We start from the raw sequence: 13,974 nt of genomic DNA on the forward strand, positions 1-13,974 counted from the left end.
TTCGTATCCGATAGCGGAGGCGAGCGAGATGAAGCGATTCGTTCAAGGCGATAGCCGTACGCAAAGCTTTCTTCTTCCTGAGGCGTTGGACGATTACGTAACGGACACGAATCCCGTGCGCGTCGTCGACGTTTTCGTCGATGAACTAGATCTTCGGCAGTTAGGTTTTGAGGGAGTCGATCCTGCTCTCACTGGGCGCCCCTCGTACCACCCCGAGGTGATGCTCAAGATCTATATCTACGGCTATCTGAACCGCATTCAATCCAGCCGTCGACTTGAGCGTGAAGCCCAACGCAATATTGAGTTGATGTGGTTGACTGGCCGCTTGACTCCCGACTTCAAAACGATCTCTCGCTTCCGTCGGGACAACGGCAAGGCGATTCGCAGCGTCTGCCGTCAATTCGTGGTGCTGTGCCAGCGCCTTGACCTGTTTGCGGAGGCACTCGTAGCGATCGACGGTAGCAAATTTAAAGCCGTCAACCATCGCGACCGCAACTTTACGAGCGCGAAGCTCGAGCGTCGTATGCGGGACATTGAGGAGAGCATCGGCCGGTACCTCTTAGCGATGGACACGGCAGACCGACAGGAGCCGGGAATAGCAAAGGTCAGAACGGAACGACTTCAGGACAAGATTAAAGCTCTCAAAGAGCAAATGCGAAGCCTGAAGGAGATTGAGTTTCAACTTAAAGCGGCACCCGACGCGCAAGTGTCACTCACCGATCCTGATGCACGCTCGATGAAGACGCGCGGAACAGGAGTCGTTGGCTACAACGTCCAGACGGCAGTCGATACAAAGCACCATTTGATCGTGGCGCACGCGGTGACCAACGAGGGCATTGATCGTGATCAATTGACGTCAATGGCGAAGCTTGCTCGCACGGAAATGGGCGTCGAGAAGCTCACGGCGATTGCGGATCGTGGTTACTACAAGAGCGAGGAGATGCTCGCCTGTCACGAAGCGGGCATCACCGTGTATGTACCGAAAACCATCACGTCGAGCGCGACGGCTCACGGTCGCTTCAGTCGAGACGATTTCATTTACGACCCACAGGCGAACGAATTTCACTGTCCCGCAGGCGAGCGCCTCATCTGGAGGTTCTCGACTGTCGAGCGCGGACTGAAGCTCAGTAAATATTGGAGCTCAAACTGCCAACAGTGCGCGTTAAAAGAGAACTGCACTCCAGGTCCGCAACGCCGTGTGACACGCTGGGAGCATGAGACTGTGCTCGAAGCGATGCAGGCAAGACTCGACCATGCGCCCGAGATGATGAGAATCCGACGACAGACTGTCGAGCATCCATTCGGCACGATCAAGGCTTGGATGGGAGCCACTCACTTCCTGACAAAGACCATCGGACACGTCAGTACCGAGATGAGCTTGCACGTGCTTGCCTACAACATGAAGCGCGTGATTGCGCTGCTCGGTTCAACAAGACTTATCGAGGCGATGAGGGTGTAAGCGAGACGGCGGTCTCGATGTTGCCGAAGACGCAAGAGCAAGATCAAGTTCGGCGACTTCGCAGTTTGCTCATGCACTCGGCGGAGCGCCGCGCACAGTGTGGCTCTCTCGGAGTTTTGACACGGTCTGGGCCGTCTACGGAAGTTGAGAATCCCACTGGGTGCTGGGGATGCCGGAACCGAACCATACACCGATTTAACATAAAGGAATTGATCGTTTGTTATTTAGGGTTGCTATATAACTGTTCCCTAGTAGGCTGGTGAGTCTCGACCTTTCGAAGAGTATAGGGAAACCCGTTAGTGTTTCCGCTACCTTAAATTTGAGGATCGACTCAGGCGCCAGGGAAATACTTCGGACCCTCTGTGCGGTCAACGGCTTCGGACTTTGGCCACGTCAATGCGATACTTATTTACGAAAGCGGGCCAGTCGACATGTTGCGCCAGCGGGAGATCGTCAACCACCACGACTTTCGCTCGTGCCCGGCAGAAGAGAGCAATGCATGTCGCTGGGAAATTATTCCGCGAGGGATAAAGCAGACCGTCGAAGGCTGGGATGCCGCTGTAGTCGAGCGCTTTGTGAATCTGCCGAGAAATACGCTGCGTGTGGATGTAACGTCGGCTCGCCAGTTGGCCGAGATTGAGGCCGAATTCCCGCGCCATCACGCCTGGCGCGGTCATGTCAGCCAAGTTCAGTCGCTCGACTACGCCGACAGCACGCACAATGCGTCCACGAATCTCGCTTAGCGTAATGGTACGCGAACGGCTCCGGTGCCATTGGTGCTGATGGAAGACCGACTCCATCAATACTGTCGGAAGGTCGAAGCCCAAGTACAGAACCCCATAGTCACCGGTCGGATCGTCGTATCGATTTGCGGAGCTTGTACCAAAATAGAGCGGCGTGGCGGCGTATTCGACTCGGCTGATGTGCTGGAGCAGTTCTCCGGCCGCAATGACGCGGCTTGGAATCGACAAAGTCAAACCGCTTCCTCACCGTGAATACCGACCGCGTTCAGGACAACCTCGACAAGTCGATCAAAGTTACCTGGCGTCACGGCTTCGATAGGTGAGTGACCACCGAGCGCATCATTTCGAGACGACAGCGCTCGATAGAGCGTCCATGAGTCAACCGACGCCGCTCGGGTGAGCGCTTCGCGCGTAAATTTAAGCTTCAGCGGATCAAGCTGCCAATCGGGCAGTCGCTGACCCCGACGACCCACGTCTAATGAGAGAAGCCGCCGAGGCTGTGCTGACAGATCTTTATAAATCTGTTGGCGCGACTTGTGTGCGAACCGCGCAAACTCCGTCAGTGGAATGTTCCCGGGTGCATCGTATGCGCGCAACAACGCTGCACGTCCGCGCTGCACATCGGTCGCCGACGGCTGCCAGGGTGACTCGGCCCGAAGCGAGCGTGCTTTCGCTCGCAGGTCCGTGTTGAGCTGGAGGGGCGAGGGCGCGGCTTCCGCAAATTTCTCTCGAATCAACGCGTTCAGCTCTGCGATGAAGGCATCCTCATCATCGATGCGTACGGCGCGTTCGAAACGATGAGCGTCTTCAGCGGTGATCTCAGGGAAATCTATGGTGGGCATTGGCTTGGACATGATTTGGCCTCGTGCGAGACACATACCGGCACTTTGAACACTTTTGTCGCGTTTGTCAACTTTGTCGCCTTAGCCTGGCTTCCTGGCCACGCGGCAAACGACCGCAGTTAGGCTTAACGACGGTGATGAAGACGACTGGTAAAATGCGCCGACTGAGTGCAGGCGATGGGATTCCAACAGCCCGTTGCGTTCAAAGCTCACCTGAACCGAGGCAGCAAAACGTTGCGCCACGCTCGACGTTATCGCAAGTAAGCGTCAACCGAAATCGAGCAGCCACAGAGACCTGCGCGATCGTCCGCTACCGCAGCGGCGCACGCAGGAACCACGCTGCAACGACGTTTCGCGCGCGCCTTTCCGCGAAATCTTGTCCAAAGGTGCCGCTTAAGGTATGGATTTGTTGGACATGCTTACCCGAGCGGCGTCGCTCGGACTGAGCGAGCGAGACGCTCGTAACGGCGTCAAGCTATGGTGCCGCGGCCAACGCTACTGGACATGTCTCATCGAAGGCACGGTGCGCGTAGACCTTGACGGTGCGAAAGCTGGCGTCGTTACAGCGACCGAAGTGGAGTATGGGACGAGTCAGGAGAACACTCGGCTCTCGCGCAGCAGGAGCAGTTCTCAATAACCTTCATGGTACATGGCGTTGACCTGGCAAGCATCATGCAATAAACAGCGAACCTGACATAATATAATTTAACGCATTTTAATTAGTTGTCCTTATTGACGGTCCGCCTTACATCATTTGTGGATGAGTGAGCTTCGTGCCGTCGGTGAAGCGGGCCAATCGGTAGCGCCCAATGTCGAAATCTGGCGCCTCGTCTAACACCAGTTGGCTCGCGAGCAAACCCGCGCCAGGCCCCAACCCAAAACCGTGCCCGCTAAAGCCAGACGCGATCACGAGACCGGGTTTTGCATCGACCTTTGAAATGACTGGAATGAGATCCGGCGTGGTGTCAATCGCACCGGCCCATGCATGTGCGATCCGTAAGCCCGACAACGTTGGAAACACGCTCGCGACATTTTCCAGCGCACGTTGGAGCCATTCTCTATCTGGTTCGGGATCCAGCACGCGCATTCTTTCGAACGGAGACACGTCGTCGTCGCGCCAGTCCGCACCGGCCTCTGGTCCGTGAAAGAAACTGGAGCCGACGCGGATCTTTAGTTTCTTCTTTAACTTGCTGCGAAACATGGTTCGGAACTTGATCGAATGCCGCAGGTTCTGTGGCGCGAGTTCCACGCGTCCGTACCCGGGCACGGCGATGGTGTAGCCGCCGTCCAGCCTGCGCCTGAGCGCGAACTCAGGCCCGGAGAAACAGCCATCGATGACCTGCGGCGCCTCGGCGGTTCGCAACGCCGTGCCTATTACGTTGATGGCAGGCAAGTCGATGCCATGATGCTGACAGAAGAGCGCGCTCCACGCGCCTCCCGCAAGGACCACGGTATCGGCGGCGAGCAGACCGCGCTCGGTCCAGATACCGGAAACTCGGCCGGCACTCATGTCGAGCGTTCTTACCGCGCAATTTTGATATACCTTCGCGCCGAGCCTTTGCGCGCCGCGCGCGATCGCCGGTGCGGCTTTCGACGGTTCCCCGCGGCCATCCGTCGCCGACCACAGGCCGCCCGCCCACTTCGCGCGGCCAGACGGAGTGCGCGCGGCCAGTGCGCGTGCGCTGAGGATCTCGCTGCTAAAACCGACTTCGCGCGCGCGGACCAGCCACGATTCCCATTGCGCAAGGTCAGACTGATGCTCTGTGCCGTAAAGAATGCCGGCCCTTCGAAAGCCGATGTCCTCGCCCAGTTCTTCGCTCAGTTCGCTCCATCGTTTCAGGCTGTGCATCGCGAGGGGCAACTCGTAGAGATCGCGATTCTGCTGACGCACCCAGCCCCAATTGCGCCCCGACTGTTCGCCGCCGATGACACCTTTTTCGAGCAGAACCACCGATACGCCGCGTCGTACCAATTCATACGCCGCGCTGACACCAATGATGCCACCGCCAATTACCGCGACATCGCATCGCTCGGGGAAACCTTCACTATTTGCTACTTCGTCGAGCCTAAGCATTGTTTAAAGCCGCTGGGTTGGGGCTTCGCGCTAGCGTCCTGCATCGGAGACTTAGGGAATACGCAAAGCGCGAGCGCGTCGTGCGTACTGACCGGTCTGATTGTCCTATCTTCGATCGCCATATTGATAGGACAATCCTGCTGTTTTCAAAAGACCCACCGCGACGAAAACGAGTCTACCAAACTGAGTGGCGCGCAGTTCCTGTAGCACCTTTGTAACGCTATCTTGGCTCGCGAAGATCAACATCGAGAGCAAGCAAAGGCCGATGCCCAACCTGCTAGACTGAGCCTCGCTTCGCGTGGACACCTTGGGTCTGCGCGAGCGCTTGAGTTAAAAACCCATTAATAAAATTGGCCAACGTTAACAAAAACGGATTCCGTTCTTCGGACTGGCATGACATACACGACGCCTCGGCATCGTGCGTCTTAGTACTGCCATATTCAAATCACGGTTCGTTCGATCATCAAGGAGGGGGATGATGGAACACATCGCTACGCTGCGTTTGACGCTAGTGCGTTCAACGGTCGACGAAGCGGTGTTCAGCCCGAACTATCAACGCGAACTGAGCCAGTTTTATCAACTGGTGCGAGCTGACCGCACGCGGATAAGCGCCGTGTCGTTCACGATGCCCGGCGTCGCGGACGATCGGGGCTTTACTGGCGAATTCGTCGTGCCGCTTGCGCAAGCAATCGGACCAACGGTAGCGCGCGCCGCGCTTGCCTGGCGGCAAGGCCGCACTGGACGCATCGTGCGGCTGACGCTCAACACCCACGAATTCGACATTGGCACGCCGGAGGAATTCGAGGCGCTACTCAAACGCGCGCAAGGAGGCATCGTCTAGTCCAAACTCAGACTGAACTGCTCGGCGGCGACGTCCTCGGAATTTTGACCGTAAATACCGTCTCGTTGCCGTCCGACACGACGTCGATGGTGCCGTTGTGTGCCTGAGCAATGCTGCGGCAAATGTAGAGTTCCAGCTCCATACCGGATGAGACACGCTTGTTCTCGGGTGTCGTGCTGGCACACGTTAGCGGATCAAAAAGCACGAGCAACGCGGCAGCAGGAATTGGTGCGCCTTCGTTCGTAGATGACGGTCTTGTTGTAATACGCAATCGCGCTGATCGCAGCGGGTAGCGTGAAGACCACGTGGTAGTACTCGACGGGCAGGAGATCGGCCTCGCGCGCTTCCAGCCAGCGACGCGCCGCGCCAGCCTGGCACCGTGAGGTCGGTCGTCAATCGTGGAGAGCAATGGCCTAGGCTGCAAGTTGCATCTTATAAAATCGTTGTGTGAAGGCGGCAGGAGATAGATAGCCAAGACGGGCCTGCTTTCGCTGCCGGTTGTAAAAGATCTCGATGTATTCAGTGACGGCCTGTCGAGCCTCAGCGCGTGTCTCGAACCGGCAGTGATGCACGAGTTCGTTTTTGAGCGACCCCCAGAAACTTTCCATTGGTGCGTTGTCGTAGCAATCGCCCTTGCGGCTCATCGACACCGTCACGTCGAACTGTTTTGTCAGATCCCGATAATCGTGCGAGCAGTATTGAGCGCCGCGATCGGAATGAACAATCAGTCCAGCTTGTGGCCGTTTGAGCGACACCGCGCTGAAAAGCGCTTGCATCACCAAGCTGCGAGTCATCCGTTCGCTCATGGCGTAGCCGACCAATTCGCCGTTGAAGAGGTCCTTGATGCCGGCAAGATACAACCAGCCTTCATCGGTCCATAAGTAAGTGATATCACTTACCCAAGCCTGGTTCGGCGCGCTCATGTCGAAATTGCGTTCCAGCAAATTCGGTGCGACTGGCAGATCGTGCTTGGAATCCGTTGTATTTCTAAACTTGCGCTTCTGCTTACAGCGAAGTCCCAGTTTGGAGCGAATGCGCCTGATGCGATGAAGACCAACTCGCACGCCGTGATCCTGCAAATCGGCTTGCAGCCGCTCGCGGCCATAAGTGTGCCGGGTTCGTTCATGGGCTGCAGCAATTTCAACTTCAAGCCGTGCGTTCTCCTGTGCACGTGGCGACTCAGCACGTCGACGCCAAGCGTAATAGCTACTGGCTCCCACCTCGAACACCCGACATAGCAGTGCGATCGGATAGTCATGTCGCATTGCTTCGATCCGGTCGTATTTCACCGCGACTCCTTCGCGAAATAGACCGTGGCGCGTTCAACCGGTCGTTGCAACACCTTCTGGTCTAATGTCGGCCCAGGAGGAAACGTAGGTGAATCAAAAGAGAAGATGCGGGCTATCGCCTGCACAAAAGACGTTGTTGTGGCAAAGATGGAAAGATGGTGAGTCGCTAAGCGACATCGGCCGCTCGTTAGGCAAGCACGCGGCGTCGATTCACGCGATCGTGCGGCCGCACGGCGGCATTATGCCGATGATGAGGAAACGGTCGACCAGAGTGCTAACGCTTGCTGAGAGAGAAGAAATCTCGCGTGGCGTCCATGCAGACGTATCAATCCGTCAGATCGCGGCGAGCCTCGGTCGGTCGCCGTCGACGATCAGTCGTGAAGTGGCACGGCATGGCGGCCTGAACAATTACAGGGCGGCGCTGGCTGACGCAAGCGCCTGGGATAGGGCCAAGCGACCGAAGCGCTGCCGCCTTGCCGTCAACGCTAAATTGCGTCGACTAGTCGCCAGGAAGCTGCAACTGAAATGGGCGCCACAGCAGATCGCCGGCTGGTTAAAGCAGCAATATCCCGACGATGAATCAATGCAGGTCTCGCACGAAACGATTTACCGCAGTCTGTTCATTCAAACCCGTGGAGTGCTGAAAGCAGAACTGATGAAGCATCTGCGCACGCGTCGAATGATGCGACGTTCGAAGAAAGCGTCAGCAAAGGGACAACCGCGCGGACAGATCATTGATGCGGTATCAATCCGCGAGCGGCCCGCCGAAGCCGAAGACCGGGCTGTTCCGGGGCACTGGGAAGGCGACTTGCTAAGCGGCTCAAACAATACACACATCGCGACGCTGGTTGAACGTTATTCGCGCTTCACCATCCTCGTGAAGGTGAAGGTGAAGGGCAAGGACACTGAAAGCGTCGTGTCGGCGCTGAGCAAACAGGTGCGCAAGTTGCCTGTGGAGCTGCGCCGATCGGTCACATGGGACCGGGGCATGGAACTCGCAAAGCACAAGCAATTCACAGTTGCGACCGACGTGCAGGTCTATTTTTGCGATCCACAAAGCCCGTGGCAACGTGGCACGAACGAGAATACCAACGGATTGCTCCGGCAATACTTCCCCAAAGGCACCAGCTTGGCCGGATACTCGCAGGGCGATCTGAACAGAATTGCCTTAGAACTGAATCAACGACCCCGAAAGACATTAGGTTTCATGACGCCAGCAGATAAACTAGATGCCAGCATGGGTGTTGCGTTCACCAATTGAACGCGCCGTCGCTTTTTTTAGAACATCTCGCTCCATCATGACTGTTGCAAGCTCTCGCTTCACCCGCGCCAACTCCGCTTCGAGCTCGCTTTGCGGCTTTTGCGTCTCACCGACTTTGGCCAACGTACCTTTGCGTTCAGCAACAACCCAGGCACCCAGTGTCTTGACCGACAAAGACAAACGGCTGGCCGCTTCGCGCTGTGTGAGCCCGTCAACAACCACGAGCCTCACCGCCTGCTCGCGAAATTCCTTCGTATAGGTGCCCTTCGGTACTCGATTCATTTGATCTCCGTTTCGCTCATTCTACGAAACATTGATCTCCAATTTCTTCAGCCTAACTCACCGTGGGCAATGTCTGTTGCGGCACGAGTTGTAGGCGACTTCGATCGCCGCGCATCCGTCGCAGCGCAGCAGGTGCCCTCCCAGCGCCGCGGTGCGGCACTGTTCGATTGCGGACATGACCTTCAGCTGCCCGAGGCTCAGATTAGCGGAGCGATGCCACGCTGGACCAAGAGAGCGGAAGACGTCTGCGACCTCAAGCGCGCAATGCGCCACGATGACAGCTACTCAGTACGCAAACTCTCGAGAGGGCTAACCACCTCGCGCAGAATATCGGTGGCAACCTGGGCATAAAGCGCTGTGGTCTCAAGCTTCTTGTGCCCGAGCATGACCTGGATCACCCGGATATCGACCTTCTGCTCCAGCAGATGCGTGGCAAAGCTGTGCCGCAACGTATGCATGGACACGCGCTTGTCGATTCCCGCAGCCTCGGCTGCAGCATGAACCGCTCGGTTAAGCTGACGGGTGCTGAGCGGTTCGGTCGGGTTAAGTCCGGGAAACAACCAGCCTCCGTCGAGCATCTTTCCCTGAGCTCGTGCAACCCGCCACCAGACCCGCAAACGCTCAAGCAGGATCGGCGACAGCATGGCATATCTGTCCTTCTGGCCTTTGCCCTGCTCAACGCGCAGCGTCATACGCTCGCTATCGATGTCACCGACCTTCAGGGCTGTTACCTCGCTGGCGCTTAATCCCGTTCCGTAGGCGAGCGCCAGCGCCGTTTGATGCTTCAGGTTGGTCGCCGCCGCGATCAGCCGCCCAACTTCTTCGCGGCTGAGTATGATGGGCAACGTACGCGGAAGATAAATCGGACGCATCTTCGCCATCAACGCTTCTTGAGCGAGCGTCGTACCGAAGAAAAACTTCAGGCCGGTGATCGCGGCGTTCAGGCATTGCGACAGAAATCGCTCTGCGCGGTCAGCCTCACGGCAGCGGGCTGGGTAAAACTCGCTGAGTCGTGGAGCGAACCATTTCATGGCTTCACAACTTTCGCCGGCTACGCATCCGCTTCGAACGGCTCGCTTTCATCCACGAGGCCTTCATGAAAATCGCCTGCTGCATCATATGCTGGCGACAACTGCGAACGTCATTTTGTTAACGCCTCTAAATCATATGATCTTCGACAGGCGTATGACAAAGGCTTTGGCCGTATCGTAATCGAAGCTGCTCCTCGTCGCCGCCGCAATTTGAGCGAGCATTGACCGGGCGCGACGCGGCCCTCTGCAATTGAAAATGAATACGGCTGAGAAATTCAACAATTGTTTCCAAACTCGATATTAGGCTAAACGTCGTGGGCGCTTAACCTGGCGGCATACCATCGCGAAAACTGTTCGACATACGTTTCCGTAAATGGAGAGAAAGTACCTGGTCTATATGCCGGATCCTGCGTACCCTTGTGCGTGATCTCTACCAAATGCTTGTCCTGCAAGTTCGTCGCAAACCAGACTTCAGTCATCTCTTCGACGTCATAGTCGACACCTTCGACGGCATTGGCGTGAACCAGCCACTTCGAACGCACCAACGTCTTATCGGCGGCGAGCGGAATGATGTAGGAGACGACGGCGTGGTCACTCATAACATGCGTCCATGAGTTGTGAGTCCAAAGATGCTGGTCACCGAGGTCACGGCGGGTGAGCGAACCGAAAAGTCGGGTGCTGGCGACTTTGGTACTAAGCGTCTGCGATTCGCCCGCACCGGCAATGACTAGTTGCTGCATGCGAAACTGCGTCACTGCTTTTTCGTCGAGCCGCTCAATAGCTTCGCTAATGAACCCGTCCCGCTGCCAGCTGGCTTGGCAGAGGGCATTGCGCTGCTTGTAGTCCGCAAGCGCGCCGAGAGACTCTTCGCTGAGGTTCTCGGGACAATAGCCGAAGTCTTCCGGCAGAAACGAGGCTGTCAGCTCAGGATGCGTCGCTTGGCAGTGGTAACACTCGCGGTTGTTCTCGATCACGAGCTTCCAGTTGCCCTTCTCCACGATCTCCTGCTCGAATGCAATCTTCGTGTTTTGCAAATCGAATGGCGCGAATCGCGCAGTCATCGCTTGATCGAGCGTCGCGATATCTTCCGGTGCGTCTTCGGCCAGGCATACAAAAATGTGCGTTCCTATCACCTTCGTGTGCACGGGAATCAAGCTGCGGCAGGTCAAGTCGAAGTCTTTCCCCATGTGCGCCGCGTGTCGAAGCATGCCGTCCAAGTCGTAAGTCCATTGGTGATAAGGACAGACGAGCATGCCCACCGACGACTTCCCCGGTTCCTTGAGGCGCGCTCCGCGATGGCGGCAAACGTTCCGGTAAGTGCGGATATCCTTGTCATCGTCCCGAACGATGATAATCGACGCCCTGCCGATATCGATCGTCGATACGTCGCCCGGTTCCGGTACGTCCGCTGTCACGCCTGCGAGAATCCAATGCTTATGGAAGAAGACCTCGAGGTCTTTCTCGAACACGTCTTCGCGACTGAACAATGCACCGGCCATGCCGTGCCCAGGACTGCGGCTACGAATTAAGTCCCCATGGGAAATTATTTGAATCTCAGACACGGTCTTTCTCCACACGATGTTTATTGAGCTCATGCTCCCGCATGTGCGGAGTATTCGTTTGTCGAGAAGCGACGTCAACGCGCAAATTTTTCACGTTGAGATTACTTTGGATCATGCGTAAGTCAATGGAAACCAAAACACAACGCTCTAGGCATCGGAGCGCAGTCCTTCGATCAAGTGATCCAGAGCGGGCGTTATAGTGCGGCCGTGAGGCACGAAGACGTAGTACGAATCCGTAGATTTGTACGTCGCCGCCGACAGCCTGACGAGGTCTCCGGACTTCAGAAGGTCATGTACCAGACGGCCCCATCCGAGTGCGATGCCTTGTCCATATCGAGCCGCCTGAATGGCGTCCGTGTAAAGCGTGCACCGCAATGCGAAGTCTAAGCGTACACGCCGGTGACCTAGCGCAAGAAACCATTCTTCCCACTTCATCCAGCCCTCGGATGTCGCATCGGATTCGATGAGCGGTGCTTGCGCTATCTCGTCGATCGATTCACACGCACCTTGTGAGCGCAGCCAGTCGGGAGAACACACGGGAAAAACTTCTTCATCGAATAAAAGAGTCGCCGCTCCGTCTGCCCACGCGCCGTTTCCAAAGCGAACTGCGACATCGATATCCTTGTGTTGAAGGTCGGCGGTGAACATTTGGGTCGTGAGTTGGAGCCGTAAGTCCGGCAGCGCTTTTTTCAGCTGTGCTAGACGTGGAAGAAGGCGCAGATGCGAGAACGCGGATGTGGTAGCAAGTACAAACTCCTGCTGCGTTCGCGCGCTTGCTAATCGGTCGTACACACCCGCAATCTTTTTCATCGACTCGGCAACGACCACATACAATTCGCTACCCGCGTCCGTGGGCTCAATTGCGCGATGCAAGCGACGAAAAAGCAGGGCTCCCAGCGTCTCTTCCAGCGCCTTGATCTGTCGGCTAACGGCTGCTTGCGTCACCCCCAACTCGTTGGCGGCCAAGGTGAAACTCCCGAGACGGACGGCCGCTTCGAAATCCACCAAGGCGTTCATGGAAGGGATGAGCCGCCGGTATCCCCTGTTTCGAGTCGACGCAGTTTTCATTCGCTTAAACGAGGCGTTCTTAGGCGCCCTCCTTCAAGTTGGCGATTGATGCGAACGGTGACGCACGTTCATTTCAATACAATCGACGAAGCCTCGCCTTCGACGACAAGCACCGTGCAGCCCTTCGCCGAGTACGTGCTATGTCGCGAGCCCGCTGGATACGACACGGTCTGGCCGGGAAGAAACTCAGCGCCATCGTCATCGGTGAAGACACCTTCCAGCACCATGATCAGTTCGGTGCTGTGGTGTTGATGGCGCATGGAGCGAGCGCCTGCGGAAAGACGCATCCAGTAGCTGCTCCAGGCGCCGGTCTCATCGCTCGTTACAGGTATCCAGAAGAAACCGGACAAAATTGTGTCGCCGATCATCATCGGCCGCCAGTCGCTTTCGGCGATCGCGTACCAGCGGCGACCGTCTTTCTCTCGAAGACCGGCAAGCGGCCACGGTTGCAGCGTTTCGTTCTGAGGTGACATGGTCGAGCAGTCTAGTTTTTAAAGGTGAACGGGAGCCGGTGCGGCGTCGGAGTGATGGCGCGTGCGGTAATCGCGAGGTGATTCGCCATGCAACTTTCTGAACTCACGGCCTAGATGCGATGCATCGGAGAATCCACACGAGGTCGCAATGTCAGCGACGGTGCGATCAGAACTGGTCAACAACCATGAAGCAGTTTTTACACGGAGCTGTCGGCCATAAGCGTAAGGCGACTCCCCTGTCTCCAGGTTAAAGAGACGTTCGAGCTGACGCACTGACATTTCGAGCCGTTTTGCGATCTCGCTTAGCGAAAGTGGCTGCCCTATGTGCTGCTCCATCAACAAGATGGCGCGCTTGACCTTGGGATGCGTCGCGGGCCGAATACCTGGTGGATGGGGCTGCGGCGCATTGCCTTTCTGTGCATCGTCGACGAGCAAAATACGTAGCGCCTTCTGCACGACGCTCGCCTCCACATGTCGTAAAAGGATGGCCACCGCCACATCAATGGATGCACGTCCTCCCGAGCACGTAATGCGTCTTCGATCGATCACGAACAGGCGATCTGCGATCAACCTGCTTTCATCGACCTCTGGAAAGCGTTCGATAAAATCCCAGTAATGGAACCAGCTCACGCAGACTTTATAGCCTACTAGTGTCTTTGCTCGCGCAAGTGCAAAGACTCCCGTGCAGATACCAACCAGCGTGGCATCGCTGTCGCCTGCGGAACGCAGAAAACGCAGCGTCGCATCGCTTGCAGATGAGCCTGAATGCAGCAGGCCACCAACCACCACGATATAGTCGAATGCTTGCGCTTCGTCGAACGTCACCCACGGCGTAATTTGAATGCCGCAACTCGCCCTAATGGGAATTTTCGATTCGCCCACGATGGTCCACGCGCAGCGAACCGGCCTGCTCATGTCGCCTTCATCGCTCGCGAGTCTGAGCACATAAACGAAGCCCGAAAATGCCGTTAGGGTAAAGTTCGGTAACAGCACGATGCCAGTGCGAAGCGGGTCTGCTGCTACCATGAATGTAGACCGACCGCTCATGG

At 56.7% G+C, this 13,974-nt stretch carries 13 protein-coding genes and 5 pseudogenes; 5 read left to right on the forward strand and 13 right to left on the reverse strand.

What is annotated here, in order from left to right; all coding sequences use genetic code 11:
* Nucleotides 1–28: 28 nt before the first annotated feature.
* On the forward strand, nucleotides 29–1,459 hold the full coding sequence (locus tag P9292_RS00420) for an IS1182 family transposase (RefSeq protein ID WP_309851542.1): 1,431 nt from the start codon (nucleotides 29–31) through the stop codon (nucleotides 1,457–1,459).
* A 368-nt stretch (nucleotides 1,460–1,827) separates the two neighbouring features.
* Here the strand turns inward: P9292_RS00420 and P9292_RS00425 are convergent, their stop codons facing one another.
* Nucleotides 1,828–2,436, reverse strand: a complete 609-nt coding sequence (locus P9292_RS00425) for an RES family NAD+ phosphorylase (protein WP_309957783.1) — start codon at nucleotides 2,434–2,436, stop codon at nucleotides 1,828–1,830.
* Nucleotides 2,433–3,044 carry an integrase gene (locus tag P9292_RS00430; protein WP_409015112.1) on the reverse strand — a complete coding sequence of 204 codons (612 nt, stop codon included), beginning with the start codon at nucleotides 3,042–3,044 and terminating at the stop codon, nucleotides 2,433–2,435. The genes P9292_RS00425 and P9292_RS00430 overlap by 4 nt, the downstream gene beginning before the upstream one ends.
* Nucleotides 3,045–3,459: 415 nt before the next feature.
* Here P9292_RS00430 and P9292_RS43030 point away from each other — a divergent pair, with 415 nt between their 5' ends.
* Entirely contained in the window at nucleotides 3,460–3,681 is a 222-nt protein-coding gene (locus P9292_RS43030) for a ProQ/FINO family protein (protein WP_409015106.1), read from the forward strand.
* 108 nt (nucleotides 3,682–3,789) lie between these two features.
* On the opposite strand, the gene P9292_RS00435 is transcribed toward P9292_RS43030, so the two are convergent.
* Nucleotides 3,790–5,118 (reverse strand): FAD-binding oxidoreductase, encoded by a 1,329-nt coding sequence (locus tag P9292_RS00435; RefSeq protein WP_309957787.1) that lies wholly within the window; start codon nucleotides 5,116–5,118, stop codon nucleotides 3,790–3,792.
* A 475-nt stretch (nucleotides 5,119–5,593) separates the two neighbouring features.
* Between P9292_RS00435 and P9292_RS00440 the strand changes: the two genes are divergently transcribed.
* Nucleotides 5,594–5,959, forward strand: a complete 366-nt coding sequence (locus P9292_RS00440) for a hypothetical protein (protein WP_309853796.1) — start codon at nucleotides 5,594–5,596, stop codon at nucleotides 5,957–5,959.
* A 7-nt stretch (nucleotides 5,960–5,966) separates the two neighbouring features.
* Here the strand turns inward: P9292_RS00440 and P9292_RS43035 are convergent, their stop codons facing one another.
* The 3 genes and pseudogenes from P9292_RS43035 to P9292_RS00450 form a co-directional block, all read right to left on the reverse strand.
* Nucleotides 5,967–6,164, reverse strand: coding sequence for an ATP-binding protein (locus P9292_RS43035; protein ID WP_404989507.1), 198 nt, complete (start codon nucleotides 6,162–6,164; stop codon nucleotides 5,967–5,969).
* Between the two features lie 34 nt (nucleotides 6,165–6,198).
* Nucleotides 6,199–6,336: pseudogene (locus tag P9292_RS00445) on the reverse strand (transposase zinc-binding domain-containing protein); the annotation flags it as partial.
* Nucleotides 6,337–6,372: 36 nt separating this feature from the next.
* Nucleotides 6,373–7,272, reverse strand: a pseudogene (locus P9292_RS00450) (IS3 family transposase); the annotation flags it as partial.
* Between the two features lie 64 nt (nucleotides 7,273–7,336).
* Between P9292_RS00450 and P9292_RS00455 the strand changes: the two are divergent.
* The gene (locus P9292_RS00455) at nucleotides 7,337–8,509 is read left to right on the forward strand and encodes an IS30 family transposase (RefSeq protein ID WP_309853794.1); all 1,173 of its coding nucleotides are present in this window, start codon (nucleotides 7,337–7,339) and stop codon (nucleotides 8,507–8,509) included.
* On the opposite strand, the gene P9292_RS00460 is transcribed toward P9292_RS00455, so the two are convergent.
* The 3 genes and pseudogenes from P9292_RS00460 to P9292_RS00470 form a co-directional block, all read right to left on the reverse strand.
* Nucleotides 8,474–8,791 carry a transposase gene (locus P9292_RS00460; protein ID WP_309853792.1) on the reverse strand — a complete coding sequence of 106 codons (318 nt, stop codon included), beginning with the start codon at nucleotides 8,789–8,791 and terminating at the stop codon, nucleotides 8,474–8,476. The two genes, P9292_RS00455 and P9292_RS00460, sit on opposite strands and share 36 nt — an antisense overlap.
* Nucleotides 8,792–8,851: 60 nt before the next feature.
* A pseudogene (locus P9292_RS00465) lies at nucleotides 8,852–9,064 on the reverse strand (transposase zinc-binding domain-containing protein); the annotation flags it as partial.
* 8 nt (nucleotides 9,065–9,072) lie between these two features.
* Nucleotides 9,073–9,735, reverse strand: a pseudogene (locus P9292_RS00470) (tyrosine-type recombinase/integrase); the annotation flags it as partial.
* Here P9292_RS00470 and P9292_RS00475 point away from each other — a divergent pair.
* A pseudogene (locus P9292_RS00475) lies at nucleotides 9,726–9,944 on the forward strand (transposase); the annotation flags it as partial. The pseudogenes P9292_RS00470 and P9292_RS00475 overlap by 10 nt on opposite strands.
* Nucleotides 9,945–10,127: 183 nt before the next feature.
* On the opposite strand, the gene P9292_RS00480 reads toward P9292_RS00475, so the two are convergent.
* The 4 genes from P9292_RS00480 to P9292_RS00495 form a co-directional block, all read right to left on the reverse strand.
* Nucleotides 10,128–11,384: an aromatic ring-hydroxylating dioxygenase subunit alpha gene (locus P9292_RS00480; protein ID WP_309853790.1), complete on the reverse strand. Its 1,257-nt coding sequence runs from the start codon at nucleotides 11,382–11,384 to the stop codon at nucleotides 10,128–10,130.
* Between the two features lie 147 nt (nucleotides 11,385–11,531).
* On the reverse strand, nucleotides 11,532–12,401 hold the full coding sequence (locus P9292_RS00485; protein ID WP_309853786.1) for a LysR substrate-binding domain-containing protein: 870 nt from the start codon (nucleotides 12,399–12,401) through the stop codon (nucleotides 11,532–11,534).
* 119 nt (nucleotides 12,402–12,520) lie between these two features.
* A complete protein-coding gene (locus P9292_RS00490; RefSeq protein ID WP_309853783.1) occupies nucleotides 12,521–12,925 on the reverse strand; it encodes a cupin domain-containing protein in 405 nt (134 codons plus the stop codon).
* Nucleotides 12,926–12,943: 18 nt separating this feature from the next.
* Nucleotides 12,944–13,951 carry a GlxA family transcriptional regulator gene (locus tag P9292_RS00495; protein ID WP_309853780.1) on the reverse strand — a complete coding sequence of 336 codons (1,008 nt, stop codon included), beginning with the start codon at nucleotides 13,949–13,951 and terminating at the stop codon, nucleotides 12,944–12,946.
* Nucleotides 13,952–13,974: the final 23 nt, after the last annotated feature.

Source organism: Caballeronia sp. LZ001 (assembly GCF_031450875.1).
In the GTDB taxonomy this organism is placed as follows: Bacteria; Pseudomonadota; Gammaproteobacteria; order Burkholderiales; family Burkholderiaceae; genus Caballeronia.

What these genes read in the sequence shown, in the direction of transcription:
- P9292_RS00420 (WP_309851542.1), top strand. Translation starts at nt 29, where the DNA reads ATGAAGCGATTCGTTCAAGGCGATAGCCGTACGCAAAGCTTTCTTCTT.
- P9292_RS00430 (WP_409015112.1), bottom strand. Translation starts at nt 3,044, where the DNA reads ATGCCCACCATAGATTTCCCTGAGATCACCGCTGAAGACGCTCATCGT.
- P9292_RS43030 (WP_409015106.1), top strand. Translation starts at nt 3,460, where the DNA reads ATGCTTACCCGAGCGGCGTCGCTCGGACTGAGCGAGCGAGACGCTCGT.
- P9292_RS00435 (WP_309957787.1), bottom strand. Translation starts at nt 5,118, where the DNA reads ATGCTTAGGCTCGACGAAGTAGCAAATAGTGAAGGTTTCCCCGAGCGA.
- P9292_RS00440 (WP_309853796.1), top strand. Translation starts at nt 5,594, where the DNA reads ATGATGGAACACATCGCTACGCTGCGTTTGACGCTAGTGCGTTCAACG.
- P9292_RS00460 (WP_309853792.1), bottom strand. Translation starts at nt 8,791, where the DNA reads ATGAATCGAGTACCGAAGGGCACCTATACGAAGGAATTTCGCGAGCAG.
- P9292_RS00485 (WP_309853786.1), bottom strand. Translation starts at nt 12,401, where the DNA reads ATGAACGCCTTGGTGGATTTCGAAGCGGCCGTCCGTCTCGGGAGTTTC.
- P9292_RS00490 (WP_309853783.1), bottom strand. Translation starts at nt 12,925, where the DNA reads ATGTCACCTCAGAACGAAACGCTGCAACCGTGGCCGCTTGCCGGTCTT.
- P9292_RS00495 (WP_309853780.1), bottom strand. Translation starts at nt 13,951, where the DNA reads ATGGTAGCAGCAGACCCGCTTCGCACTGGCATCGTGCTGTTACCGAAC.